The sequence below is a fragment of the Sanguibacter inulinus genome, assembly GCF_013415325.1.
Classification (GTDB): Bacteria; Actinomycetota; Actinomycetes; order Actinomycetales; family Cellulomonadaceae; genus Sanguibacter; species Sanguibacter inulinus.
Map to the genome: position 1 here is coordinate 59497 of NZ_JACBYE010000010.1, position 26264 is coordinate 85760.

23 protein-coding genes and 1 pseudogene are annotated in these 26264 nt (G+C 71.0%); 10 read left to right on the plus strand and 14 right to left on the minus strand.

Annotation, left to right across the window (positions count from 1 at the left end):
* Positions 1-141: 141 nt before the first annotated feature.
* Both HZZ10_RS06355 and HZZ10_RS06360 read right to left on the minus strand, forming a co-directional pair.
* A complete protein-coding gene (locus HZZ10_RS06355) occupies positions 142-960 on the minus strand; it encodes an HAD hydrolase family protein (RefSeq protein ID WP_179912871.1) in 819 nt (272 codons plus the stop codon).
* Positions 957-2174: a PLP-dependent cysteine synthase family protein gene (locus HZZ10_RS06360; RefSeq protein WP_308507509.1), complete on the minus strand. Its 1218-nt coding sequence runs from the start codon at positions 2172-2174 to the stop codon at positions 957-959. Before HZZ10_RS06360 ends, HZZ10_RS06355 begins: the two co-directional genes overlap by 4 nt.
* Before the next feature lie 346 nt (positions 2175-2520).
* Between HZZ10_RS06360 and HZZ10_RS06365 the strand changes: the two genes are divergently transcribed.
* Positions 2521-3015 carry a hypothetical protein gene (locus HZZ10_RS06365; RefSeq protein WP_179912872.1) on the plus strand — a complete coding sequence of 165 codons (495 nt, stop codon included), beginning with the start codon at positions 2521-2523 and terminating at the stop codon, positions 3013-3015.
* 200 nt (positions 3016-3215) lie between these two features.
* On the opposite strand, the gene HZZ10_RS06370 is transcribed toward HZZ10_RS06365, so the two are convergent.
* From HZZ10_RS06370 to HZZ10_RS06385, 4 genes are all read right to left on the minus strand, one after another.
* On the minus strand, positions 3216-3761 hold the full coding sequence (locus HZZ10_RS06370; protein WP_179912873.1) for a hypothetical protein: 546 nt from the start codon (positions 3759-3761) through the stop codon (positions 3216-3218).
* A 132-nt stretch (positions 3762-3893) separates the two neighbouring features.
* Positions 3894-5564, minus strand: coding sequence for a ribonuclease J (locus HZZ10_RS06375; protein WP_056136481.1), 1671 nt, complete (start codon positions 5562-5564; stop codon positions 3894-3896).
* 76 nt (positions 5565-5640) lie between these two features.
* Positions 5641-7275: a peptide chain release factor 3 gene (locus HZZ10_RS06380; protein ID WP_056136126.1), complete on the minus strand. Its 1635-nt coding sequence runs from the start codon at positions 7273-7275 to the stop codon at positions 5641-5643.
* A gap of 226 nt (positions 7276-7501) precedes the next feature.
* Positions 7502-8503, minus strand: a complete 1002-nt coding sequence (locus tag HZZ10_RS06385; protein WP_179912874.1) for a TerC family protein — start codon at positions 8501-8503, stop codon at positions 7502-7504.
* Positions 8504-8862: 359 nt separating this feature from the next.
* Between HZZ10_RS06385 and HZZ10_RS06390 the strand changes: the two genes are divergently transcribed.
* From HZZ10_RS06390 to HZZ10_RS06410, 5 genes are all read left to right on the plus strand, one after another.
* Entirely contained in the window at positions 8863-9600 is a 738-nt protein-coding gene (locus tag HZZ10_RS06390) for a class II aldolase/adducin family protein (protein WP_228087172.1), read from the plus strand.
* Between the two features lie 222 nt (positions 9601-9822).
* A complete protein-coding gene (locus HZZ10_RS06395; protein WP_179912875.1) occupies positions 9823-11424 on the plus strand; it encodes a methyl-accepting chemotaxis protein in 1602 nt (533 codons plus the stop codon).
* A 172-nt stretch (positions 11425-11596) separates the two neighbouring features.
* On the plus strand, positions 11597-12607 hold the full coding sequence (locus HZZ10_RS06400) for an aldo/keto reductase (protein ID WP_056136485.1): 1011 nt from the start codon (positions 11597-11599) through the stop codon (positions 12605-12607).
* On the plus strand, positions 12604-13344 hold the full coding sequence (locus HZZ10_RS06405; RefSeq protein WP_179912876.1) for a ThuA domain-containing protein: 741 nt from the start codon (positions 12604-12606) through the stop codon (positions 13342-13344). The genes HZZ10_RS06400 and HZZ10_RS06405 overlap by 4 nt, the downstream gene beginning before the upstream one ends.
* 124 nt (positions 13345-13468) lie before the next feature.
* Entirely contained in the window at positions 13469-14836 is a 1368-nt protein-coding gene (locus HZZ10_RS06410; protein ID WP_179912877.1) for an acetamidase/formamidase family protein, read from the plus strand.
* Positions 14837-14841: 5 nt separating this feature from the next.
* On the opposite strand, the gene HZZ10_RS06415 is transcribed toward HZZ10_RS06410, so the two are convergent.
* The 3 genes from HZZ10_RS06415 to HZZ10_RS06425 all read right to left on the minus strand — a co-directional run bounded on the left by HZZ10_RS06415 (position 14842) and on the right by HZZ10_RS06425 (position 16887).
* Positions 14842-15285: a hypothetical protein gene (locus HZZ10_RS06415; RefSeq protein ID WP_179912878.1), complete on the minus strand. Its 444-nt coding sequence runs from the start codon at positions 15283-15285 to the stop codon at positions 14842-14844.
* 2 nt (positions 15286-15287) lie between these two features.
* Positions 15288-15527, minus strand: coding sequence for a hypothetical protein (locus tag HZZ10_RS06420; RefSeq protein WP_179912879.1), 240 nt, complete (start codon positions 15525-15527; stop codon positions 15288-15290).
* Positions 15528-15609: 82 nt separating this feature from the next.
* Entirely contained in the window at positions 15610-16887 is a 1278-nt protein-coding gene (locus HZZ10_RS06425; protein WP_179912880.1) for an ROK family transcriptional regulator, read from the minus strand.
* Between the two features lie 104 nt (positions 16888-16991).
* On the opposite strand from HZZ10_RS06425, the gene xylA reads away from it, so the two are divergent.
* Both xylA and HZZ10_RS06435 read left to right on the plus strand, forming a co-directional pair.
* Positions 16992-18173, plus strand: a complete 1182-nt coding sequence (gene xylA, locus HZZ10_RS06430; RefSeq protein ID WP_179912881.1) for a xylose isomerase — start codon at positions 16992-16994, stop codon at positions 18171-18173.
* Positions 18173-19696, plus strand: a complete 1524-nt coding sequence (locus HZZ10_RS06435; RefSeq protein ID WP_218928492.1) for a xylulokinase — start codon at positions 18173-18175, stop codon at positions 19694-19696. Before xylA ends, HZZ10_RS06435 begins: the two co-directional genes overlap by 1 nt.
* Before the next feature lie 134 nt (positions 19697-19830).
* Here HZZ10_RS06435 and HZZ10_RS06440 read toward each other — a convergent pair whose 3' ends face one another.
* Both HZZ10_RS06440 and HZZ10_RS19810 read right to left on the minus strand, forming a co-directional pair.
* On the minus strand, positions 19831-20253 hold the full coding sequence (locus HZZ10_RS06440; protein WP_179912882.1) for an organic hydroperoxide resistance protein: 423 nt from the start codon (positions 20251-20253) through the stop codon (positions 19831-19833).
* The gene (locus tag HZZ10_RS19810; protein WP_179912883.1) at positions 20250-20807 is read right to left on the minus strand and encodes a MarR family winged helix-turn-helix transcriptional regulator; all 558 of its coding nucleotides are present in this window, start codon (positions 20805-20807) and stop codon (positions 20250-20252) included. Before HZZ10_RS19810 ends, HZZ10_RS06440 begins: the two co-directional genes overlap by 4 nt.
* Positions 20808-21020: 213 nt before the next feature.
* Between HZZ10_RS19810 and HZZ10_RS06450 the strand changes: the two genes are divergently transcribed.
* Positions 21021-21671, plus strand: a complete 651-nt coding sequence (locus tag HZZ10_RS06450; RefSeq protein ID WP_179912884.1) for an SGNH/GDSL hydrolase family protein — start codon at positions 21021-21023, stop codon at positions 21669-21671.
* Positions 21672-21689: 18 nt separating this feature from the next.
* Here the strand turns inward: HZZ10_RS06450 and HZZ10_RS06455 are convergent, their stop codons facing one another.
* Entirely contained in the window at positions 21690-22607 is a 918-nt protein-coding gene (locus HZZ10_RS06455) for a ketopantoate reductase family protein (protein ID WP_179912885.1), read from the minus strand.
* A 67-nt stretch (positions 22608-22674) separates the two neighbouring features.
* Positions 22675-23289: a TetR family transcriptional regulator gene (locus HZZ10_RS06460; RefSeq protein WP_162246168.1), complete on the minus strand. Its 615-nt coding sequence runs from the start codon at positions 23287-23289 to the stop codon at positions 22675-22677.
* 171 nt (positions 23290-23460) lie between these two features.
* Here HZZ10_RS06460 and HZZ10_RS06465 point away from each other — a divergent pair, with 171 nt between their 5' ends.
* Positions 23461-24936, plus strand: a complete 1476-nt coding sequence (locus HZZ10_RS06465) for an MDR family MFS transporter (RefSeq protein WP_179912886.1) — start codon at positions 23461-23463, stop codon at positions 24934-24936.
* A gap of 598 nt (positions 24937-25534) precedes the next feature.
* On the opposite strand, the pseudogene HZZ10_RS20160 reads toward HZZ10_RS06465, so the two are convergent.
* A pseudogene (locus HZZ10_RS20160) lies at positions 25535-26203 on the minus strand (alcohol dehydrogenase catalytic domain-containing protein); the annotation flags it as partial.
* Positions 26204-26264: the final 61 nt, after the last annotated feature.

Sequence of the window (26264 nt, forward strand, 5' to 3'; positions counted from 1 at the left end):
GTCCCATGTCCTGTGGCGACTCTGGTCGTCACTAACGCCCGTTGTGGCGACCAGGCTCGCCATAGTGGTTCGTGGTGAGGGCTCGATGACACAGCGACTCGTGCCTCTGGAGGGTGACCGAAAGCCGAGGGACGGTCCCGCTCAGCGCAGCCCGAGCTTGGCGAAGACCGCGGCCAGCCCCGCCTCGAGGGGAGGTGCGGCGACCAGGTCTGCGGCGTCGAGGACCCGCTGGTGCGAGCCCTCGATGGCGACGGCGACATCGGCGAGCTGGAGCATCTCCACGTCGTTGATGCCGTCGCCGAAGGCGACGATCGTGTCGTCGTGCGCCCCGAGATGCTCGACGACTGCGCGGATGCCGACGGCCTTGTGCACGTCGAGCAGGTGGATCTCCCCGCTGTGGTCGTCGGCGTGCGGGAGCGACGTGGGCACGTGCCCCAGCCCGGTGCCGACGGCGTCGAGGACGGCCGCCGCGGTCCAGGCCGACTCGAGATAGGTCGCCTTGGCGAAGGACGTCTGCGACAGGTCGTCGCGGACCGTGACCATGTCGAGGAAGTCGACGGTCCCGTCGGGTCCGCCGGGCGCTGTGAGCAGCGCCCGGAGCCTGTCGGGCACACCAGGGCGCGCGTACACACCGTCGGGCGCCTCCAGCACGTAGGCCGCACCGCTGTCGTCGAGGGCGGCCAGCACCCGCGCGGCGAGGTCGTCGGGCATCCGGCGGTCGACCAGCACGGTGCCCCCGACCTCGACGTAGCACCCGGCCGACGCGACGATCCCGTCGAAGCCGATGTCGAGGATCCCGCGCGGGAGCATCCCGGCGGACCGCCCCGTGCACAGCAGCACCCTGTGGCCGGCTGCGCGGGCAGCCACGACAGCCTCTTCGTGGGCAGTCGGGACCGCGCCGTGGTGGGCGTAGGTGCCGTCGATGTCGACGAAGACGAGCCTGCGGTCAGAGGTGCTCATCGCGCGTCACCGCTCCGGATCGCAGGGACGGCTCCTGGACCGCCTGCGGGACCCGCGCCGTCCGGTCCGCTGGGCGTGGCGGCGCGGTCGTCGCGCCCCGAGCCTTGGGTGCTCGTCTCTCGCCCAGCCGGAAGACCCTCGTCCCACACCCCGCTCGCGAGGAACGCGTCCATCCGCTCCAGGTGCGGGGCGAGGTCGAAGCCCTGCGCCGCGACCCACGCGTCGTCGTAGTAGGTGCCTGCGTAGCGCGCCCCGCCGTCGCAGAGCAGCGTGACGACGCTGCCCGTCTCGCCGGCCGCGAGCATCCGCGCCACGAGCTGGAAAGCCCCCACGAGGTTGGTCCCCGTCGACCCACCGGCCCAGTACGTGGTGCGCTCACGGAGCAGCCGGATGGCGGCGAGCGAGGCCGCGTCGGGCACAGGGATCATCTCGTCGACGACCTCCGGGACGAAGGACGGCTCGACCCGCGGTCGGCCGATCCCCTCGATGCGGCTCGAGGCGGTGGTGGTGTGGTCAGGGCGCCCGGTGCTCCAGCCGCCGTAGAAGGCCGACCCCTCGGGGTCGACGACGGCGACGCGGGTCGCGTGCCGCTGGTACCGCACGTAGCGCCCGAAGGTCGCGCTCGTCCCGCCGGTCCCGGCACCGACGACCACCCAGGCGGGCACAGGGTGCCGCTCGGCCGAGAGCTGCTGGAAGGTGCTCTCGGCGATGTTGTTGTTGCTGCGCCAGTCTGTCGCGCGCTCGGCGAGCGTGAACTGGTCGAGGTAGTACCCGCCGCACTCCCGGGCCAGGCGGGCGGCCTCGTCGTCCATGCACGCCGGGTCGTCGACGAGGTGGCAGCGCCCGCCGTAGAACTCGATGCGAGCGATCTTCTCGGCGCTCGTCCCGCGGGGGATCACCGCGACGAGGTCGAGGCCGAGCATCCGCGCGAAGTACGCCTCGGACACCGCCGTCGAGCCGCTCGACGCCTCGACGAGCGTCGTGCCCTCGTGGATGCGACCGTTCACCAGGCCGTAGAGGATGAGCGAACGCGCGAGACGGTGCTTGAGCGACCCTGTCGGGTGCATCGACTCGTCCTTGAGGTACAGGTCGATGCCCCACTCAGCAGGCAGGGGGAACACGAGCAGGTGGGTGTCGGCGCTCCGGGTCGCGTCGGCCTCGAGCAGCCGCACCGCCTCGCTGGTCCACGTGCGCGCGCTGTCGTCGCCTGTCACCGTCTGTGCCTCCTACCGCCTGTGCTGCCTGGTGTGCCGCACCTATCCTCACACCTGCGCGCCTCGCGCCGGGCCGGGGACCGTTCCCCGACAGCGCCAGATCATTGGCGGCCCCGGCCCGCCGGCGCCGTCTGCAGCTCCGGCTCCGGCTCAGGTTCTTGCTCCGGCTCCGGCGAGATCGTGACGTCGGAGCGAGATCGTGACGTGCAGGGCCCGATCTCGCTCCGACGTCACGATCTCGGCGTCCGGCGTCCGGCGTCCGGCGTCCGGCGTCCGGCGTCCGGCATCTCGGGGTCCCGGGATCTCAGAGCCGCGGGCGGGGGCTGCCGTGGATAGGGTTTCTCGTGTGACGGACGGGCGACGGGACGAGCTGCGCCGGACCTATCTGAGCCTGGGGTCCGGTGAGCTCGTGGCTGCGGCAGTGTTCGCCGGGGTCGCGACCACCGCCGTCGTCCCGCGTCTCGGCGATCCCGATGACAGGTTCGCGCTCTGGTCGGCGCTGATACCGCTGCTGGTGGTCCTCGTGCAGGCCGGCCTCTACTGGCTGGCCGCCCGGACGTGGGTCTGCCGGAGGACGATGCCCGCAGGGCTCGCCGCGGTCTACAGCGTCTTCCGTGTCCTCGACCCTGTGCTCCTCGTGGTGGGACTCGTCGGGATGCTGGTCTGGTGGCCGTCAGCCCCCTGGGCTGCGGTCCTCGTCCTGGGGGCGTGGTCCTTCGGGGTCGTCGAGTACGTCAACTACTTCGTCGTGCGGTTGGCGTACCCCCTGGCTGAGACCAGGAAGATCGCCGAACGGCGGGTACCTCGCCTGATCACCGACCTCCGGGCGGCGCGGCAGTGACGCGCTGCGACCGGCTGGCTGGGTCGATGGCCCGGCGGCCGGGCAGCACCGAGCCCCCCTGCGGAGGACCGGCTGACGCAGGACGACAGCTTTCTCGAGGTGATCGCCGAGGCCTGGCCCCGGTGGGATGCTGAGAACGAGTACGACACGCAGGTCTTCACCGACGACTCTGACGCGCCGGGGGCACCTGCCTCGGCTGGTCACAGCCTGACGGCGGGCAAGGGCTCGACGTCGTGGTCGCGTGGACCGAACAGGGCGTCGGCGCTGGCGCTGAGCTGCCCGAGAGCCTCGACGAGAGATCCCCCGAGGTGGTGGAGGGAGTCGAGCGACCGCGACTCCCAGACCGGGAGCTCGCCGTCGGCACCGCGGGACCCGGTGTCCCAGAGCAGCGCGTCGCCGTTCTCGCTCCAGGCGAAGACGCAGAGGTCGGCGGCGAGCTCCCAGCTGCCGTCCGGCTCGACCATCCAGTCGAAGTCCTCGCGCCGGCCGTCGTCGTAGGTCGCGGCGAAGCGGCGCGTGAGCTCGGCTGCTCGGCCCTGCCAGCTGTCGGCGAAGCCGGGCAGGAGCGGCGGGTAGACCAGCCAGAGACCGAAGGTCCTGCCCCACCCGACCCGTCGGACGAGGTCACTGTAGGACGGCGGGAAGCCGCCACCGTCGGCGAACCGGTACCGGTCCAGCAGGTCGAGGTCGACGTGGGCGAGCGTCGGCTCGCCGAGGCACCTGAGCTCGCTGAGAGGGCTGGCCATGACGGTCAAGGTACTGCACGGAGGTCTCAGGACGCGCCGAGGGCGCCGCCCCGTCCTCTCGGACAGGTCGGCGCCCTCGGCGTCGTGCGGCTCCGTCAGACGGGGCCAGGTCGTGCTCGGTGGAGCCTCAGCTCACGCGTCGACGACGATCGCGTTGACGAGCGGCTCGCGGCGGTACTTGCGCTGGAGCCAGCGCGAGACGGCCTTGGCGATGGTCGCCTCGAGGCGGTCGATGTCGCCGACGTCCTTCTTGGGGATCTGCGCGAGGGCCTTCTCGATCTCGACGACAGCGTCGTCGAAGGTGTGCCCGTCGTGCACGAACCCGCGGGTGATGAACTCGGGGGTCTCGGCCATGACGCCGAGGTCGAGGTCGACGAGCGCGAGGACCGTGACGATGCCCTTGGAGCCGAGCGCTCGGCGCTCGGCGAGGGTGTCCTCGGTCGCGGTGCCCACAGTCTGGCCGTCGACGTACACGTAGCCCGCGGGGACCTTGCCGACGACCGAGAGCTTGCCCTTGAAGAGGTCGACGACCGTGCCGTCCTGGGCGATGACCACGTTGTTCGAGGGCACGCCGGTCTTCTCGGCCAGGGCGCCGTTGGCGCGCAGGTGCTTCGACTCGCCGTGGATCGGCATGACGTTGCGGGGCTTGACGATGTTGTAGCAGTACACGAGCTCGCCGGCGGAGGCGTGGCCCGAGACGTGGACCTTCGCGTTGCCCTTGTGCACGATGGTCGCGCCGAGGTCGGTGAGGGCGTTGATGACGCGGTAGATCGCGTTCTCGTTGCCCGGGATCAGCGAGCTGGCGAGGAGGACGGTGTCACCCTCGTCGACCTTGATGACGTGCTCGCTCTTGGCCATGCGCGACAGCGCGGCCATCGGCTCGCCCTGCGAGCCCGTGCACACGAGGCAGATCTTCTCGGGCGGCATCGACTCGAGCTTCTTGAGGTCGACCACGAGGCCGCGCGGGATCTTGAGGTATCCGAGCTCCTCGGCGATCCCCATGTTGCGGACCATCGAGCGGCCGACGAAGGCGACCTTGCGGCCGGCCTCGTGGGCGGAGTCGAGGATCTGCTGGATGCGGTGCACGTGGCTCGCGAAGCTCGACACGATGACGCGGCGCGGGGCCGTGCGGAACACCTGCTCGATCGCGGGGACGAGCTCCTGCTCCGACATGGTGAAGCCGGGGACCTCGGCGTTGGTCGAGTCGGTCATGAACAGGTCCACGCCCTCCTCGCCCAGGCGCGCGAAGTGGTTGAGGTCTGTGATCCGCGAGTCGAGCGGGAACTGGTCCATCTTGAAGTCACCGGTGTTGATGACCAGACCCGCACGGGTGCGGATCGCGACGGCGAGGGCGTCGGGGATGGAGTGGTTGACCGCGATGAACTCGAGGTCGAAGGGGCCCTGCTTGGAGGTGCCGCCGGCCTCGACCTCGATCGTGCGGGGGCGGATGCGGTGCTCCTTGAGCTTCGCGGTGATGAAGGCGAGGGTCAGCTTGGAGCCGATGACGGGGATGTCCGCGCGCTCCTTGAGGAGGTACGGGACACCGCCGATGTGGTCTTCGTGGCCGTGCGTGAGGACGATCGCGACGACGTCCTTGAGGCGGTCGCGGATCCACGTGAACTCGGGGAGGATCACGTCGATGCCGGGCTGGTGCTCTTCGGGGAAGAGGACGCCGCAGTCGACGATGAGCAGCTTGCCCTCGTGCTCGAACACGGTCATGTTGCGGCCGACCTCGCCGAGGCCGCCGAGCGGCACGATGCGCAGGGCACCGCGCTGGAGCGCCGGGGGCGCTGAGAGAGTCATCTTGGTGGTGGTGATCACGTTCGTACCTTCGTCAGGTGGGGCGGCCCGCTCTGGGGCCCTGGGGTCGTGCTTGAGATCAGGTGGCCACGAGCGGTTCGAGGACCGCGTCAGGGAGCCGGTTGCGGACAGACGTCACGCGCCAGCGGTCGGGGAACAGCGCGAGCAGCTCCCCGTCTTCACGCTGGAGGACCTCCACGCCGAGCTGGGCGTCGAGGGTCGAGACCCACTCCTGCGTCGTGCGCAGGGCGATCTCGTAGGGCAGGCGGTCGAGGGTGACAGGCGCGTTGAACTCTGTGGCCATGCGGTGCTCGGCCACCTCGAACTGCATGGGCCCGACGGCGGCGAGCACCGGGGCCTGGTCGCCGCGCAGGTCGGAGCGGAGCACCTGGACGACGCCCTCGGCACCGAGCTGCATGACGCCGCGCTGGAACTGCTTGTAGCGCGAGACGTCCTTGGCGCGCATCACCGCGAAGTGCTCGGGTGCGAAGGTCGGCAGGGCCGGGTACTCGACGGGCTTGTCGAGGTAGAGGGTGTCGCCCACGCGCAGGTTCGCCGCGTTGACGAGACCGACGACGTCACCCGGGAAGGCCTCGTCGACGACCGTGCGCTCACGGCCGAACACCTGCTGGGCGTACTTGGTCGCGAAGGGGCGACCCGTGCGGGTCGAGGTGACGACCATGCCGCGCTCGAAGACGCCCGAGCAGATCCGCGCGAAGGCGAGCCTGTCACGGTGCGCGGTGTCCATGCCGGCCTGCATCTTGAAGACGAAGGCGCTGAACGGAGCGTCGACAGGGCGGGTGTCGCCCGTGACGGTCTCGCGCGGGGTCGGGGACGGCGCGACGTCGACGAGGACGTCGAGCAGCGCGTGCACACCGAAGTTCTGCACCGCGGAGCCGAAGAGCACCGGGGTGGTCTCGCCGCCGAGGAAGGAGTCGAGGTCGTGGTCGGCGCCGGAGGCCTCGAGCAGCTCGGCCTCCTCGACCGCGGTGGTCCACGCGTCGCCCTCGCGCTCAAGCGCGGCCTCGGGGCCCATGTGCTCCTCGGGGGCGATGGTCGTGCCGCCCGCGGTGCGGGTGAAGCGGGTGTACTCGCCGGTGCGGCGGTCGAGGACGCCGCGGAAGTCTCCGCCGACGCCGACGGGCCAGGTGAGCGGGGTCGGCACGAGGCCCGTGCGCTCCTGGATCTCGTCCATGAGCTCGAGGGCGTCCTTGCCGGGACGGTCCCACTTGTTGATGACCGTGATGAGGGGGATGCCGCGGTGCTTGCAGACCGCGAAGAGCTTCATGGTCTGGACCTCGAGGCCCTTGGCGGCGTCGACGAGCATGACGGCTGCGTCGACCGCGGAGAGCACGCGGTAGGTGTCCTCGGAGAAGTCCGCGTGGCCCGGGGTGTCGACCAGGTTGATGACGGCGTCGCGGTAGGTGAACTGGAGCGACGCGGAGGTGATCGAGATCCCTCGGGCCTGCTCCATGTCCATCCAGTCGGACACCGTGCGCTTGCCGCCGGCCTTGCCGTCAGCGCGTCCGGCCTCGCGGATCGCCTTGGCGTGCAGCGCGAGGGCCTCGGTGAGCGTCGACTTGCCGGCGTCGGGGTGGCTGATGACGGCGAAGGAGCGCCGGCGTCGGGCCTCGGAGAGGACGGCCGCGCTGTCGCGTGACGAGGGGGTGCCGCTCTCGGTGAGAGCGGGGCTTTCGGGGGCTGCCTGAGGCACTGAGACTTCCTGCACGTTGACCGACGAGTGACTAGGGAGATGAGGGTGTGGGGCCACCGTCGGGGCGTCCTGCGCACACCTGCTGGGCCTAGTATCTCGCGTCCACACTATCACCGCGGGGCGGCCGGGCTGATGGCCGCCCTGGCGGGCCCCGCGCAGGCGCCGCCCGGGTACGGTCCTGCCGCTGAGGAGGGGTGCCCCGTGTCTGCGGGGCACCCCTCACCCGCTACTTCTCCGCGCCCAGCTCGGCCGCCGCGCGGCGGACCGAGCGGTCCTTGGCGAGGCTCGCGACCGTCGTGACCGCGAGGACCACGACGATGAACCCGAGGGACAGCGCGGTCGGGATCTCCGGGATCGCGGTGATGTGCTCGCCGCCGTTGATGAACGACACCTCGTTGGTGTGCAGCGCGTGGATGAGCAGCTTGACGCCGATGAACCCGAGGATCGCCGCGAGCCCGTACGCGAGGTACACGAGGCGGTCGAGCAGACCGTCGATGAGGAAGTACAGCTGGCGCAGGCCGAGGAGCGAGAACGCGTTCGCGGCGAACACGAGGTACGTCTCCTGGGTGAGGCCGAAGATTGCCGGGACGGAGTCGACCGCGAAGAGCAGGTCGGCGCTTCCGATCGCGATCATGACGATGAGCATCGGGGTGATGTGGCGGCGCCCGTCGATGCGTGTGGTGAGCCTGTCGCCGACGTAGGTGTCGGTCGTCGGGAAGATGCGGCGGGTCAGGCGCAGGACGGCGTTCTCGGAGAACTCCTTGGGCTCCTCAGAGCTGTGCTTGGCCTGGGCCCATGCGGTGTAGACGAGGAAGGCGCCGAAGATGTAGAAGACCCAGCTGAAGTTCTCGATCATCGCGGCCCCCGCGAAGATGAAGGCCGTGCGCATGACGAGCGCGATGGTGATGCCGATGAGCAGCACCTTCTGCTGCATGATCGGCGGCACCCTGAAGGCCGTGATGATGAGGACGAACACGAAGAGGTTGTCGACGGACAGGCTCTTCTCGGTGACGTACCCGGCGAAGTACTCGCCGCCGTACGTGCCGCCCCAGACCCACCAGACGATGAGGCCGAAGACGATCGCGACGCCGACGTAGCCGGCGGACCACCAGGCGGCCTCGCGGATGGAGGGGGCGTGCGGGGTCCGCACGTGGCCGACGTAGTCGACGGCGAGCATCGCGACGATCACGCCGACGGTGAGGGCCCAGACCCAGAGGGGGACGTCCATGAACGGTGCCTTTCGGTACGCGCGCTCGACGAGAGCGCGACGGGGTACCGAAGGTCTCCTCCGCCTCGTGGTCGCTCCGCGCCCTGCTGGGCGGCGGACGAGCTCACGGGACCGGTGGCGCCGGACCGGCATCTGCACCGGTCGTGCTGACGACGACACCGCGTGGGAGTACTCCCCTTCAACTGGCGACGACACTACCTGCGCGATCTTTCTGTCGCACCGCAGGGATGTGGAGAGCTTGGGGAGGTGCTCGGCGGAGGACGTTGGTCCCTGTCGCGAACAGGACGCGCTGGGACGATTGAACTCTTGAATCGATTCATCGTCCGTGCGACGGTGACCGCAGTGCGAGGAGCTGGACGATGACGACCACGAGCGACGCGACGACGATCACGAGCGAGGCAGGGACCCCCGCCGGGCTGAGGACGGCAGGCTCGACGACAGGGCTCAGCAGGGCGGACCGCGCCACCCGGGAGGAGATCCTCTACTACTGCCGCGAGTCGGTCCGGACCGGCCTCAACTTCAACACCCAGGGCAACATCAGCGTCCGGCTCCCCGGTGCGCACGACGGCGCGGACGCGATCGTCATCACCCCTTCCGACGTGCGCTACGACGCGATGAGCGGCGACGACATGGTGGTCGTCGGCCTCGACGGGACCGTGCTCGAGGGGGACCTGCTCCCGTCGACTGAGCTGCCCGTGCACCTCGAGCACTACAGGCGGCGCCCGGACGTGCAGGCGATCGTCCACACGGAGTCGACCTTCGTCAACGTCCTCGGGGCTCTGGGTCGCCGCATCGACCCTGTCCTGCTCAACATGGTGCTCTACGCCAAGGGGCCGGTCGAGGTCATGCCCTTCGAGTTCTCGACCAACGCCGACTTCGGTCGGCGCAGCGCCGAGCTCATGGGCGACGACGTCGACGCCGTCGTGTGGGGCAACCACGGGCTGCTCGCCGTCGGGACCTCGCTCAAGCTCGCCTTCAAGGTCGCGGTGGCGGTCGAGGAGAATGCCGAGGTGCTGCTCCGTGCCAGCGCTGCCGGAACACCGAAGGTGCTCGTCTACGCGGACATCGACGTGCCCGAGGGAGCGCGGCTGCCCTGAGCGGTCCCGCGGCAGGCTGACGAGCGCTGCCGGCGCAGACGTGCCGGAGCGACCGGACCCGCTCCTGCCCGACCGTGCCCGAGCGGGTCCGTCAGTCCCTGCTCGACGAGGAGGGGACGTCCGGGTCTGTCCGGCGGCTGGACACCTCCCGGCGACCGCTACATCTCGCGGGTCGTGGGCCGATAAGCAGCGGACGTCCCCCTGCTCCGAAATGGAAAGCCCATGACCCGCACGACCAGCCTCACGCGGACCAACGCGATCCGCGACCTCCCCGTCGCCCTGAAGATCACTCTCGTGCTCGGCGGGATGGCGCTCATGATGGTGGTCATCGCTGTCCTCGCGATCGCCCGCCTCACGAGCCTCGACGCCGCCGGAAAGACCCTCGCCGAGGACAACGTCGCGCCGACGCGCATCCTCAACGACATCCAGCGCAGCTACCAGGGGGACCGCACCCGTCACCTGCAGTACGGGCTGGCGGACGCCGCCGGGCGTGAAGAGCTCATCGCCGACCTCGCGACCCGTCGCGGAGAGCTGGACGCCCTCATCAGCTCCTACGGGCCCTTCGTCGTGGACGAGCAGGCCATGGCAGACCTCGACGCGGCGCTCGACGCGTACTACTCCTTCGTCGACGAGTCGCTCTTCCCGGCCGCCGACGCAGGCGACCTGGCGCAGTTCAGCGACCTCACGGCGGATCTGCGGACCTTGTCGACCGAGGTGCTCGACCCTCTCAACGCTGAGTTCGGGGCCGAGATCACCCAGGCCGAGGAGCGTTCCGAGGCGTCGCACGACTCCGCCCAGACCGCGATCTGGCTCGTCCTCGGTGCGCTGCTGCTCGGCCTGCTGCTGCCGACCTTCCTCGCCACCCTCGTCGTCCGTCGGATCCTCGGCGACCTCAAGGACGTGCGGGCCTCTCTCGTCGCGATGGCCGACGGAGACCTCACGGTCCGCTCCGGCGTGATCGGTCGCGACGAGGTCGCACAGATGGCAGCCGCCCTCGATGAGGCGCAGACCAACCTGCGCGGCGTCATGGGCGACGTCGTCGAGTCGTCCCAGACCGTCGCCGCCGCGGCCGAAGAGCTCGCGGCCTCGTCGAGCCAGGTCGCCGCCGGCTCCGAGGAGACGTCGAGCCAGGCCGGTGTCGTCGCCTCCGCGGCCGAGCAGGTCTCGCGCAACGTCCAGACCGTCGCCGCAGGTGCGGAGCAGATGAGCGCGTCGATCCGCGAGATCGCGCAGAGCTCCTCCGAGGCCGCGAAGGTCGCAGCCCAGGCGACCACGATGGCTGAGACCACCAACGTCACGGTCGGTCGCCTCGGCGACTCCTCGCAGGAGATCAGCCAGGTGGTCAAGACCATCAACTCGATCGCGGAGCAGACCAACCTGCTGGCCCTCAACGCGACCATCGAGGCTGCACGTGCTGGCGAGGCCGGCAAGGGCTTCGCGGTCGTCGCCTCGGAGGTCAAGGACCTCGCGCAGGAGACCGCCCGCGCGACGGAGGACATCGCCCGCAAGGTCGAGACCATCCAGGGCGAGACCTCGGGTGCGATGGCCGCGATCGCCGAGATCTCGACCATCATCGCGAGCATCAACGACTACCAGCTGACCATCGCCTCGGCCGTCGAGGAGCAGACCGCGACGACCAACGAGATGTCCCGCTCGGTCGCCGAGGCGGCCACGGGCTCGGGCGAGATCGCGGCGAACATCGTCGGCGTCGCGACGTCGGCAGCGTCCTCGACGGACGTGGTCGGGCAGATGGGCAGCGCGATCTCCGAGCTGGCCGGGCTCGCCTCCGAGCTGCGCGGACGCGTGGAGACCTTCCGGTACTGAGCAGCAGGCAGGCGGCAGGACGACGGCAGGCTGACGGCAGCTGACGGCCCTGTCCGGGGGAGACCCGGGCAGGGCCGTCGTCGTGCGCCGGACATCGCTTCCCCAGCGTGCTCGGGTCTGGGAGGATCGACGGGTGACCTTCTTCAACGCTGATGACTCCCGTTACTCCTCGATGCCCTACCGCCGCGCAGGCCGCAGCGGGCTCGACCTCCCCGCGCTGTCGCTGGGCCTCTGGCACAACTTCGGCGACACGACCCCTTTCGAGACGCAGCGCGCCGTGCTGCGCCGCGCCTTCGACCTCGGGATCACGCACTTCGACCTCGCGAACAACTACGGGCCGCCCTACGGCTCCGCCGAGGAGAACTTCGGCCGTCACATGACGGACGACTTCCGCCCGTACCGCGACGAGCTCGTGATCTCGAGCAAGGCCGGCTACGACATGTGGCCTGGCCCCTACGGCGACGGTGGGTCGCGCAAGTACCTGCTGAGCTCCCTCGACCAGTCGCTCAAGCGGATGAACCTCGACTACGTCGACATCTTCTACTCCCACCGTCCGGACCCCACGGTCCCGATCGAGGAGACGATGGGTGCGCTGCACACCGCCGTCACGAGCGGCCGCGCGCTGTACGCAGGCATCTCGAACTACAGCCCGGCGCAGACCCGCGTCGCACAGGAGGTCCTCGCGGACCTCGGCACCCCGCTGCTGATCCACCAGCCCAGCTATTCGATGTTCAACCGCCACGTCGAGATGCCCGACGCGGGCAAGACCGACGACCCCGACGCGACGGGCCAGTCGCTGCTCGACACCGTGGGCGACCTCGGCATCGGCATGATCGTGTTCTCCCCGCTCGCGCAGGGCATGCTCACCGACCGCTACCTCGACGGCAACGTGCCGTCGGACTCGCGCGCGGCCGTCGGGCACTTCCTCAAGAGCGACTCGATCAGCGAGACGTACCTCGAGCGGGCCCGTGGCCTCAACGAGATCGCTGCCGGGCGCGGGCAGACCCTCGCGCAGCTCGCCCTCACGTGGCTGCTGCGCGACTCCCGTGTCACCTCGACCCTCATCGGTGCGAGCAGCGTCGGGCAGCTCGAGAACAACGTGCAGGCCGCGCACGCCGCACCGCTGACCGCTGAGGAGATCGCGGCGATCGAGCCCTTCGCGGTCGACGGGACCAACCGGTGACCTCCGTGCCACGGGTCCTCGTGCTCGCCGGTCGCGGCCGGTACGAGGACCCGTGGCACGACATGGCGGCCACGTCCCACAAGGTCGCCGAGGTGCTCTCGGCGCCGACGATCGACGGGACCGACGACCTCGGCAGCCCCGCGTACCAGGTGTCGGTCCGCGGGGCCTTCCCCGACGCGCTCGACGACCTCGACCCTGCCGGGGACGGCGTGGACCTCGTGGTCGTCAACACCAGCTCGGGCCGCCCCGACCCCGGCTTCGACGGCGACGACTCCCGGTGGTCCGGGTTCCACGAGCGGCTGCGCGCCTGGGCCGACGCGGGCCGACCAGTTCTCGGTCTGCACCAGGCGGCGAACACCTTCGCCGACTCGGCGCACTGGGAGCGGATCCTCGGCGGGCGGTGGGTCGACGGCACGTCGATGCACCCTGACATCGGCGAGGCTGACTTCACGCTCGCCGGTGCGGACCACGACCTCGCCGGGGTGCTGCGTGACGTGACGTCTGGGACCGTGACGGCCTTCGACGAGCGGTACAGCTATCTCCGGGTCGCCGAGTCGTCGACCGTGCTGCTCACCCAGCAGCACGACGGCATCGACCACCCTGTCGTGTGGGTCTCGGGTGCGCCCGGCGTGCGGTGCGTCTACGACGCCCTCGGCCACGGCGCCCGCTCCTACGACTCCCCGTCCCGCCAGGCCCTCCTGCGCGCCGAGGTCACCTGGCTCCTCGCCGGAACCTGACAGGCTCGATCTGGTACCTGCGTGTCGATTCCCTGAAACGGGTGAGAAACACCCTCTCACTAGCGTCGACGTCACGTCCCGGGAGACCCCGGGGCGTGACGACGACCGCTCCCGTGGAGGACGCATGCCTCAGATCGACCCCCGAGAAGCAGCGACCGTGCTCGCCCGAGGACTCGGCCGACGTGACTTCCTCAGGGCGGCTGCGGCCGTCGGCGCGAGCGGAGCAGTGGCGGGTGCCCTGGCCGCGTGCTCTCCTGGATCCGCGTCCACGCCGCGCGCCTCGACAGCCCCGCCCCAGCGCGGGATCTTGCAGCCCGGCTCTGGGGACGTCAGCGGCGACCATTACCTCGGCTCGACCCCGGACGCCGTCCTGTGGGGCTACGTCCCGACGGTCCACTCCACGCCGTCAGCCCGGATGCGCTCCGGTGAGACCATCACCATCGACGCCGTGTCGCACGAGGGGATCCTCGAGGACCAGGGCCGGGACCCTGTGAGCTTCTTCGCCGAGCACGGCGTCGCGTCCTCCGACGTGCTCGAAGACGCGATCGCGATCGCCGCCGACTACGACCGGACCACCCGCGACTTCGTCAAGGACGGGCCGCACGTCGTGACCGGTCCCGTGCACGTCGACGGGGCAGAGCCCGGCGACGTCCTCAAGATCGAGACCCTCGAGGCGATCCCGCGTGTGCCCTACGGCGTCGTGTCGAGCCGGCACGGCAAGGGCGCGCTCGCGCTCACCGCCGACGGCACACCACCCGCGGGCATCATCCTCGACGAGGTCATGCCGCCTGTCGGGACCGATGGCCGTGCGAGCGGCGACCCCACGTCCTTCGGCAACCTGTCGACCTTCACGGCCGTCGAGGGCGACGAGGGAGTGATGACCTTCGGTGGTGGGGCGAGCGCCGGGTCGGTGCGGTTCCCGCTGCGCCCCTTCATGGGGATGATGGGTGTCGCGTTCTCCCAGGACACCGACCCCACAGCGCCGAGCGCCAACTCGATCCCGCCGACCCTCGGCGGTGGCAACATCGACATCCGCCAGCTCGGGGTCGGGTCGACCTTCTACCTGCCGGTCCAGGCCGACGGCGCGCTGTTCTACGTCGGCGACCCGCACATGGCGATGGGGGACGGCGAGGTCGCCCTCACTGCGATGGAGGGGTCGCTGCGCGGCACCTTCCGTCTCACGGTCTGCAAGCCCGGGTCGGGCGATGCACCGTCGGTCGCCTACGGCTACCCCTTCGCCGAGACCGAGGACGCGTGGATCCCGATCGGCCTGTCCGACCCCGACGGCTCGGTCGACGGTCAGGGGAGCGACCTCGACGTGGCGATGCGCCGCGCGGTCGTCAACGCCCTCGACTTCCTCGAGCAGGACCGCGGGATGGACCGTGCCACGGCCTACGCCTACCTGTCGGCCGCGGCCGACTTCACCGTGACCCAGGTGGTCGACCGCACCGTCGGTGTCCACGGGCTCATCTCGAAGTCGCACTTCGGGTAGGGCGGTCAGCCCGGCGCGTGCCGGACGTCGAGGACGAGCACACCTGACGAGAAGGTCGACCCGCAGGGGCCGGGTTGCGTCGTCCTCGTCCACGCAGGGTCGTGCTCCTGCGCGTGGACGGTCTCGCCCGACCCGAGGGCGCGGACGGTCACGTCGACCGTCCGCGCCGCGTCGGGCATCCCGACAGTGAGAGCACGGTCCGGACCCGGGGTATCGTCCAGCTCGGCGCAGCCTGCCTCCTCGTCGCACCCGACGCCGACGTCCCACGAGCTGCGGTCGGGCCACGCGGCAGCGAGCCGGACCTCGAGCGTGCTGGCCGTCGCGACCGCCGGGCAGGTGGTCTCGCTGGCGCACGACGCCGTGACGGTGAGGCAGCACGCGGCGAGGACGGCGGCGGACCGGCGACCACGAGACGTGCGCCCGGCGGCAGACTGTCTGACCGGTGCCATCGTCAGGAGCCCGTGCCGCCCGGTGCCTCCCCTGACATTCGTCGCTGCTCCTGCTTCTCGCGCCGCCTCTCGCGCAAGGAGCTGTACCAGCCGGCCGTCGCGACCGCCCCGCCGACGTCTGCCCCCGAGAGCACCCCGGCGGTCAGCCCGTCGAGCGTGTCGCCGCAGCTGCGGCAGAGCGTGCGGGTCGCGGTCTTCACGGGCGGGCCGGTGATCTTCCTGTCGCACTGGTCGCATCGCATGGAGCCACGGTAGCGGCAGGTCGACGGGCCGAGAGGGAGTCGGCAGGGTGAGGAACAGGGTCGTCTACCCTCGGCCCGGGTGTCAGAGCCAGGCGGTCGGGTCCTCGACCACGCCGCGCAGCACCTGACGTGCGCCGCCGACTGTCGCGGCGGCCCCGGCGACGGGCGCACGGACGACGCTGAAGGTCGACCACGGCGCGGACAGCACCCGCGTCGCGAGCTCGGCGTGGACGATCGGGGCGAGGTGGTCGGCGAGGTCGGAGTAAGCCCCGCCGAGGACGATCGCCGGGACGTCGATGAGGTTGACGAAGTCGGCGAGGGTCGCGCCGAGGGCGTGGCCGGCGCGGTCGAGAGCTGCGGCGGACGCTGCGCTCGCGGGCGCCGCCCGAGGAGCCCGTGGGAGATCGAGCTCCGGTCCGTCGTGTCCGTCGTCGGGGTGGTCGGCGCCCGACGCTCGTCGAGCAGGAGCGAGCAGCGACCGCACGCCCGCGTCGCGCGGCAGACCGGCGGCCCGCAGCACGGCATCTGTCCCGGCGTACTGCTCGAGGCATCCCGTCGCCCCGCAGGGGCAGAGCGGCCCGGCCGGGTCGACGACGACGTGCCCGAGCTCGCCGCTCCAGCCGCGCCCGCCGACGAAGAGCTCGCGGTCGAGGACGATCGCCGCCCCGATGCCGACGTCGGCCGAGACGTAGAGGAAGGAGTCGGGGACGTCGACGTGACGGCCCTGCCAGGGGACCTGGGCGAGGGCGGCGAGGTTGGCCTCGTTGCTGAGCGTGACGAGGGCGTCACCGGTGTGCTCGGCGACAGCGGACGTGTCGACCTCGAGGTCGGCCCAGCCGAGGTTCGGGGCGACGCGCAGGGTCGACGTCCCGGGCTCGACGAGCCCGGGGACCGCGACCTGCACGCCGGCGACGCGCAGCGAGGCGTGGTCTGCCCGGGCTGTCTCCAGCAGCCGTCCGGTGAGGGCTCCGAGGAGGGCGAGCGTGGCGGCGGGGTCGCTCCCGTGGAAGTCGCCGTGCAGCGTCTCGCTCGCGAGGGTGTCGCCGGCGAGGTCGAGGACCACCCCTGCGAGGTGGCCGACGTTGATCTCGAGACCGATGCCGACGAGCGTGCCGCGCGCGGGCACGAGCGGGACCGCCGGGCGTCCCGCGCGTCGTGACGCGACCGGCGGCAGCTCGGCGACGATGCGGGCCTCGACGAGACGGTCGACCAGCGAGGACACAGTGGCCCGGGTCAGTCCTGTCGAGGTGGCGATGTCGGAGCGCGACGGAGCTGTCGGGGCGTCGACCACAACGCGGGCGACGAGCGCGATGTTCTGCTCGCGCAGCGAGTGCTGCCCGACGGCCGGGGTCACGATCATGGGTTGACCCTACCGCCGGACGGGGATAAGTTCATCCATACAACTAATCCGCCTCCCGCGACGTCGCGGCCCGGCGGTGCGAACTCTCGACGAGGAGACCTCCCATGGCGCACGCATCTGGCATCAACTACTCCTTCGGACTCTGGACCGTGGGCTGGAACGCCCAGGACCAGTTCGGCTCGGCGTCCCGCCCGCACCTCGACCCGGCCCGCGCTGTGCGCAAGCTCGCCGAGCTCGGCGCCTGGGGCTTCACCTTCCACGACGACGACGTGGTCCCCTTCGGCTCGGACGACGCCACGCGCGACCGTCTGCTCGGTGAGGTCAAGACGGCCGCCGAGGAGAGCGGCATGACCATCGAGATGGTCACGACGAACCTGTTCGGCCACCCGGTGTTCAAGGACGGCGGCTTCACGTCGAACGACCGCTCCGTGCGCCGCTTCGCGCTCCGCAAGGTGCTGCGCAACATCGACCTCACCGCCGAGCTCGGCGCCAAGACCTTCGTCATGTGGGGTGGTCGCGAGGGTTCCGAGTACGACGGTGCCAAGGACCTGCACGCAGCGCTCGAGCGCTACCGCGAGGGCATCGACCTCGTCGCCGGGTACATCAAGGAGAAGGGCTACGACATGCGCATCGCGCTCGAGCCCAAGCCCAACGAGCCCCGCGGCGACATCTTCCTGCCGACCATCGGCCACGCCCTCGGGTTCATCGCCCAGCTCGAGCACGGCGACATCGTCGGCCTCAACCCGGAGACGGGCCACGAGCAGATGGCCGGCCTCAACTACACGCACGGCCTCGCGCAGGCGCTGTGGTCGGACAAGCTGTTCCACATCGACCTCAACGGGCAGCGCTCGATCAAGTTCGACCAGGACCTCGTCTTCGGCCACGGCGACCTGCTGTCGGCGTTCTTCACCGTCGACCTCGTCGAGAACGGCTTCCCGGGCTCGCCCGACGCCCCGCGCTACACGGGCCCGCGCCACTTCGACTACAAGCCCTCGCGCACCGAGGTCGAGGCCGGGGTCTGGGACTCCGCGTCGGCCAACATGGAGATGTACGAGATGCTCGCCAAGAAGTCGGCCGAGTACCGCGCCGACCCCGAGGTGCAGGAGGCCTTCAAGACCGCCGGCATCTTCGAGCTCGCGACGCCGACGCTCAACCCGGGCGAGACCGTCGCCGAGCTCCTCGCGGACCGTTCTGCCTTCGAGGACTTCGACCCCGAGGCCGCTGCTGAGCGCGACTTCGGCTTCGTGCGCCTCAACCAGCTGGCCCTGCGCCACCTCATCGGCTGATGGTCGACGTGTCGTCGAGCGGTGCGGTCGGACGGGGTTCCTCGGCCGCCGAGGGTGGCACGGACCGCGTGCTCGTGGCGGGGGTCGACTCGTCGACCCAGTCCTGCAAGGTCGTCATCCGTGACGCCCAGACCGGTGAGCTCGTCAGGTCCGGCTCGGCGCGTCACCCCGACGGCACCGAGGTGCACCCCTCCGCCTGGTGGGAGGCGTACCTCGAGGCCGTCGAGGCCGCCGGCGGGCTCGACGACGTGTCGGCGCTCTCGGTCGGCGGCCAGCAGCACGGCATGGTCGTGCTCGACGCCGACGGAGAGGTCGTCCGTCCTGCGCTCCTGTGGAACGACACCCGCTCTGCCGCGGCGGCGACCGATCTGGTCGCCGAGCTCGGCGAGCGGCGCGGCGGCTCGGGCGAGCAGGCGTGGGCCGACGCGATCGGCACGGTGCCCGTCGCGTCGCTCACGGTGACCAAGCTGCGCTGGCTCGCCGGTGCAGAACCCGAGAACGCGGCGCGGGTGGCGGCCGTGTGCCTGCCGCACGACTGGTTGACGTGGCAGATCTCCGGGGCTGGCGGTGTGCCGGGGGGCGCCCGCGACCTCTCGGCGATCACCACCGACAGGTCGGACGCGTCCGGCACCGGCTACTTCTCGGGGAGCACGGGGGAGTACCTGCCCGAGCTCTTCGACCTCGCCCTCGGTGAGGGAGCCTCGGAGCGGGTCTCGTTGCCGAAGGTCCTCGGGCCTGCGGAGCGTGCTGCTGTCGTCGAGCGTGACGGTGCGGCGGGCGACCTGGTCCTCGGACCAGGAGCCGGTGACAACGCCGCGGCAGCCCTCGGTCTCGGGATGGTCGCGGGGGACGTCGCCGTGTCGATCGGGACGTCGGGTGTGGTCTCGGCGATCGCTGTCGAGCCCTCAGCCGACGGTTCGGGGCTCGTCGCTGGCTTCTCTGACGCGACAGGTGCGTTCCTGCCGCTCGCGTGCACGCTCAACGCGAGCCGTGTGCTCGACGGTGCGGCTCGGGTGCTCGGCGTCGACCACGCGGAGCTCTCCAGCCTCGCGCTGTCGGCTCCGGCCGGGGCTGACGGCCTCGTGCTCGTCCCCTACCTCGAGGGCGAGCGCACGCCGAACCGCCCCGACGCGACGGGGACGCTGCACGGTCTGACGCTCGGCACCATGACTCCCGCGCACCTCGCGCGGGCGTCGGTCGAGGGGATGCTGTGCGGGCTGGCTGACGGTCTCGACGCCCTCGTGGCGCAGGGAGCCGTCGCGAGCCGTGTGGTGCTCATCGGCGGGGGAGCGCGGTCGCAGGCCGTGCGGGAGATTGCGCCGCAGGTGTTCGGGGTCCCTGTCGAGGTGCCCGAGCCTGGGGAGTACGTGGCCGACGGTGCTGCGCGCCAGGCCGCATGGGTGCTCTCTGGGACGCAGGGGCCCCCGGAGTGGACCAGCGCGTCGGGTGCCTCCGAGGTCTACGACGCCCCGGCCACCCCGGTCGTCCGCGAGCAGTACGCAGCGGTCCGCGACCTGGTCTGAGTCCCGCCCGCAGACGCCGACGGCGCCCGCCCCCCAGGGGGACGGGCGCCGTCGGCGTCTGGCTGCTGCGCGCGCCGTGCCCCGAGGAGACGGGCACGGCGTGTGCCGCTGCGTGCTGTGCGTCGCGCTGAGGATCAGTCCTCGACGACGGAGACCGTGACCTCGATGTTGCCGCGGGTCGCGTTCGAGTAGGGGCAGATCTGGTGGGCGCGGTCCGCGAGGGCCTGGGCCTCGTCGTGCGGGACCTCGGGGATGACGACCTCGAGGGCGACCGAGAGACCGAAGCCGCCGTTGTCGAGCGGGCCGATGTTGACGCGGGCGCCGACGCTCGAGCCGGTGATCTTCACCTTGGCCTCGCGGGCTGCCGACTGCAGAGCCGAGTGGAAGCACGCGGAGTACCCGGCGGCGAAGAGCTGCTCGGGGTTGGCGCCGTCGCCGGAGCCACCCATCTCCTTGGGGATGGCGAGGCCCATGTCGAGGCGGCCGTCGGGGGTGGCGACGTGGCCGTTGCGGCCGTCGCCGGTCGCGAGGGCTTCGGCGGAGTAGAGCGTGTTCATGAGCGATCTCCATCTGTCGGTGCGCCCGGTGTGCGGGCGCTGGCGGGTTGAGGGTTCAGGGGTGACCCGAAGGCTTCGTCGATCGCGGTGTCGACGGTCGGCCCGGGTGCGCCGAGGTTTCTGCACAGCCTGTCGAGCAGGCGGGCGAGCTCGAGGGTCTCGGCGGTGTCGAGACCGCCACGCCGTGCGAGGTCGTGGGGCACGCGGTGGGCCCGGGCCTGGAGGGCGCGGCCCGCGTCGGTCAGGCGCACGTGGACCACACGCTCGTCGTCGCCCGAGCGCTCGCGGAGCACCAGCCCTGCGGCCTCCATGCGGCGCAGCAGCGGTGAGAGCGTGCCGCTCTCGAGCGCGAGACGAGACCCGAGGTGCGACACGGTCGCGCCGTCGGTCTCCCACAGCACGAGCAGCACGAGGTACTGCGGGTACGTGACGCCGAGGTCTGCGAGCAGCTCGCGGTACGTCGCGAGGACGGCGCGCTCGCTGCGGTACAGGCGGAAGCAGAGCTGGGCGTCGAGCAGCAGACCGGGGTCGGAGGGGATCGGCTGCGTGGTCATGTCTCGACACTACGACGGAGATAAGTTGTGCACAACTTATCGGCTGTGTCTCGTGCGTCTCGTCCTCACCGCATCACGCCACCAGGGCGGCTGGTCGACGGTCGATGCGCGACGCGCGGACCAGAGTTGGTCCATCGCCCACATCTGCGGCGATACCCTGCCGGAGGGGCGCAGAGCCCCCACCCCACCACCGCAGACGCACGAGGACGTGACATGACGCTGTCGATCAAGGCCGGTTCTACAGTCCTGTTCATCGGAGACTCGATCACCGAGTGGGGGCGCGACGACTCGACAGGGTCGCTCGGGCACGGCTACGTGCAGCGCGCCGCAGACCTCTGGGCCGTCGTGCACCCGGACCACCCGGTGACCGTGGTCAACAAGGGGATCGGCGGCAACCGCGTCGCAGACCTGCGGGCCCGCTGGACCCGTGACGCGATCGACGTCGCTCCCGACGTCGTCACCGTGATGATCGGCATCAACGACACCTGGCGCGCGATGGACAGCGGTGAGGTGACGACGACCGAGGCCTACGAGGCCGACTACCGCCACATCCTCGACAGGCTCGTCGCGGAGACCGCCGCCCAGCTGCTGCTCATCGAGCCCTTCGTGCTCCCCGTCACCCCTGAGCAGTGGGCGTGGCGCGCCGACCTCGACCCGCGCATCGCCGTCGTGCGACGGCTCGCCGCCGAGTACGGCGCGACGCTCATTGCTGCTGACGGGCTGCTCAACGAGCTCGCCGTGAACTCTCGCGGGGACACCCCGGTCTCAGGTTTCGCCCGCTACGCAGACGACGGTGTGCACCTCACCGACGAGGGCGCAGACGCGCTCGCGGTCGCGTGGGTCGGGAGCGCCGAGCCCGTCTGAGCGGCGGTCGCCCCCGCCTCAGGCCCGCTGCTTCTCCGCGACGCGCATCTGGAGCAGGGCCAGGTCGACGAGAGGTGTCGGGACCCCGAGGTCGCGGGCGCGGCGCGTGAGGTCGCCGAGCAGGTGCTCGGCCTCGGTCGCCCGCCCCGCCACGAGGTCGCGGTAGAGCGACGACGTGAAGGTGGACCCGGGCTCGGTGAGCATCGCGAGCGAGGTCGCGGTCTCCCGCTCGGGCACCGGGTAGCCGGCGGCCTCGGCGACGGCGGTCACCTCGGCGAGGACGTCGCGGACGAAGTCCGACCCGCCGGGGGAGTCGACGATCGGTCCCACGGGTCCGCGGGCCAGGCCCGTGACGGCCCCGGCCGCGACGATGAACACCCACTTGTGCCACATGGTGGCCACGACGTCGGGCACCCGCTGTACCTCGACCCCCGGGACGTCGAGGGTCTCCAGCGCCGCGTCGAGCGACGGGGTCGACCTGTCGCTCCGCGGGCCCGTGCGGACCTGGGCGAGCGGGGCCATGATCTGGACGTCTCCGTCGTCGGTGAGCGTCGCGAGGATGCGCACGACCCCGCCGAGCACCTGGGCGTCGGGGAACCGGGCGTCGAGCGCGTCGAGGTGCGCCATCCCGTTGAGGACGGGCAGCAGCACGGTGCCGGGACCGACGGCAGGGGCCAGGTCGTCGAGGGCTGCGTCGAGGCCTGTCGCCTTCACGGTGAGGATCACGAGGTCGTACGGGCCGTCGATCTCCCCTGCCGTGACGAGAGTCGGCTCGACGGTCTCGTCCTCGCCGAGCCCGGTGATCCGCAGACCGCGCTCGCGCAGCTGCGCGGCGCGACGCTCGCGCACGAGGAAGGTGACGTCACGCCCGGCCTGGGCCAGACGACCTCCGTAGTACCCGCCGGTGGCACCGGCTCCGACGACGAGGATCTTCACGGTGTCTCCCTGGGGTGCTGTACCGACGGGCGCCGAGGGTGCCGGCTCGTGCCGACGTGCGCTCGGGTCAGAGATAGCGCGCTGGGCGCAGCGCCGTCATGACCTCGTCGAGCCTACCGGCGAGCACGGGCCCCTCCGTCGAGCCGTCCGTGAAGCAGGTGATCGCCGCCTCGAGGCAGGCGAAGGCCGAACCGACGACGGCTTGCAGCACAGCGTCGCTCCCGGGTCCCTCGCCGCGCTCGGACGCCCTGTCGTGGAGCGTCTGGACCATGCGCTTCTGCAGAGCCGAGCTGCGCTCGAGGTAGGCGGCGAGCAGCGTCGGGCTCGAGCCGAGGAGCGCGTGCAGGGAGGCGATGCGCCCGCCGAGAGTCGCGTCGGCGCACTGTGCGACGACGACGTCGAAGACCGCGCGCAGCGAGTCCCACTCGCCCTCGTCGAGGGGGCGGGCGACGAGCCTGTCGATGAACATCTCGGTCTGCTCTTCGAAGCTGTCGAGCGCAGCGTCTTCCTTCGACGGGAAGTACCTGAAGAACGTCCGCTGCGACATGCCGACGGCTGCGGCGATCTGGTCGACAGTGGTCGCGTCGAATCCTTGTGCTGTGAAGAGAGCGTCGGCCGCCTCGGCGATCTCCGAGCGCACAGCCGCGCGGGAGACGTCTCGCAGCCTGCTCGCAGTGGTCACGAGCACGACGATAGCAGCCGACGCCCTTGACAGTCACTGACACCGGTGACGTACGCTGCTTTCACAGATGCAGTCGCCCGACGGAGTCGCGACCTCGCAGACCGCGCCGGGCAGCCTCGTGGCAGCCCGCGCGCCGACCGACCGACCGACCCCAGGCGACAAGGCACCCACATGACAGCCGACACCGGCACCCCCGTGCAGAAGACTGCCGACCCCCAGGACGACGCCCTGCCCCGCGAGATCAAGATCGTCATCGGTCTGCTGCTCGTCGCGACCTTCGTGGTCGTCCTCAACGAGACGATCATGGGTGTGGCGCTGCCCCAGCTCATGGGCGACCTCGCGGTCTCGGCCTCGACCGCCCAGTGGCTCACCACAGGCTTCCTGCTGACCATGGCCGTGGTCATCCCGACCACGGGGCTGATCCTCAAGCGCTTCTCGACCCGCTCGGTGTTCATCGCCGCGATGAGCCTGTTCAGCGCGGGGACGCTGCTCGCGGCGCTCGCGCCCGGCTTCCCGGTCCTGCTCGTGGGCCGTGTGGTCCAGGCGAGCGGCACCGCGATCATGATCCCGCTTCTCATCACGACGGTCCTCACCTTCGTGCCCGAGTCGCGCCGCGGCCGCACGATGGGCCTCATCAGCATCGTCATCGCCGTGGCCCCGGCCGTGGGGCCGACCTTCTCCGGGCTGATCCTCTCGACGCTCAGCTGGCGCTGGCTGTTCCTCATCGTGCTGCCGATCGCGCTCGTGGCCCTCGCCCTCGGTGCGGTCTTCGTCAAGAACATCACCACGCCGCAGGCCGTGAAGTTCGACCTCGTGTCGATCGTGCTCTCCGCCCTCGCCTTCGGCGGGCTCATCTACGGGCTCAGCAGCATCGGCGAGTCCGCGTCCGGCCACACCCCGGTCAACCCCGCTGTGCCGATCGCCGTCGGGGTCGTCGCGCTCGCCCTCTTCGTGTGGCGTCAGCTCCTGCTGCAGCGCACAGACTCCGCGCTGCTCGACCTGCGTCCCTTCAAGCAGCGGTCCTTCGTGGTCGGCATCGTCGTGCTGCTCGTCGCGATGGGTGCGCTGTTCGGCACGCTCATCCTGCTGCCGATCTACCTGCAGGACGTCCAGGGCCTCACGACCCTCCAGACCGGCCTCATGCTGCTGCCCGGTGGGCTCGTCATGGGTCTGACCGCGCCCTTCGTCGGCCGCGCCTTCGACAAGGTCGGACCGCGCCCGCTCGTCATCCCCGGGACGATGGTCGTCGCCCTCGCGCTCGCCGGCATGACGCTCCTCGACGAGACGTCGGGGCGCCCGCTGGTCGTCGCGGTCCACGTGGTGCTGAGCATGGGGCTCGGGCTGGTCATGACCCCGCTCATGACGTCGGCCCTCGGGTCCCTCGACAAGGCGCTCTACTCCCACGGCAGCGCTGTCCTCAACACGCTCCAGCAGCTGGCCGGTGCTGCCGGGACCGCGCTGTTCGTCGCGATCATGACGACGAAGACCACCTCCGGGGTCGAGGACGGGCTCGCTCCTGTCGACGCCCTCGCCTCGGGTATCCACGCGGCGTTCCTCGTCGGGGCCGGCCTCGCGCTCGTCGCCGTCGCCGCGTCGTTCCTCGTGCGTCGCCCGAAGAACGCACCGGCGGGTCTCCCGGTCCACTGAGGGCCCGCAGTCCGCAGCCCCGCGGATCTGGGGGCGGACAGCCGCACGACCTGGCGGCTCGGCGGACCCGAGGTCGTCTGCCGGCCACCGCGCCGACGACCGACGACGGGCCCCGCTCCTGCGAAGGAGCGGGGCCCGTCGTGTGCGGCCTGACGGCCAGCGGCGGCTCGGCCCTCCCCGGACCCGGCCGCCACCGCCCGCCCGCCGCAGGTCAGCGGCGCGTCATCGCGCGGTCAGCGGGTCACCCCGCGGTCGCGAGCTCTCCGGGGTGCAGGACGACCTTCGTCCAGCCGTGCTCCCGGGAGTCGAACTTCTTGTACGCAGCCGGAGCCTCGTCGAGGGCCAGCTCGTGGCTCACCAGGAAGGACGGCGTCGCGACGCCGCTCGTGATGAGATCACGCAGCTGGCGGTTGTAGGCCTTGACGTTGGCCTGGCCCGTGCGCATGCCCTGGCCCTTGAACCAGAAGGTGCCGTAGTCGAAGACGAGCTTGCCCTCCTTGGCCAGGTCGTCCTTCGCTCCAGGGTCCTGGGGCAGGTAGACGCCGACCACACCGATCCCGCCTGTCGCCTTGACGACGGCGACGAGCTGGTTGAGGGCGAGCGTCGGGTCTTCGGTCCCCGAGGAGTCGTGCGCCTGGTAGCCGATCGCCTCGACACCGCGGTCGACGCCCCGGCCGCCCGTCGCCTCCATGATCTGCTCGACGGGGTCACCTGCCGAGAAGTCGACTGGGGTCGCGCCGATGCTCGCCGCCAGGGCGAGCCTGTCCGCGTGCTGGTCGACGACGAAGACCTCGGAGGCGCCGCGGATCCTCGCGCTGTGCGCCGCCATGAGCCCGACCGGTCCGGCGCCCCAGACCGCGACCGAGTCGCCCGGCTCGAACTGCGAGAGCTCGACGCCGTGCCAGCCCGTCGGGAAGATGTCGGAGAGCATCGTGTAGTCGAGCTCTTTGTCGGTGCCCTCGGGCAGGACGAGAGCGTTGAAGTCTGCCCACGGGACCCGCAGCAGCTCGGCCTGACCACCCGCGTAGTCGCCCATCGCTGCGAAGCCGAAGGCCGCACCAGCGGTCCCGGCCTGGTTGGCGCGCAGGCAGAAGGCTGTCTTGCCCTGGACGCAGTGGTCGCAGGAGCCGCAGGCGATGTTGAAGGGCAGGCTGACCCTGTCGCCGACCTTGATGCGGTCCACGCCCTCGCCGACGGCCTCGACGATGCCCATGTTCTCGTGGCCGAGCACCCGGCCCGGCTCCATGTCGGTGCGGCCCTCGTACATGTGCAGGTCAGACCCGCAGATGTTGGTCGAGGTGATTCGGACGACGGCGTCGGTGGGGCGC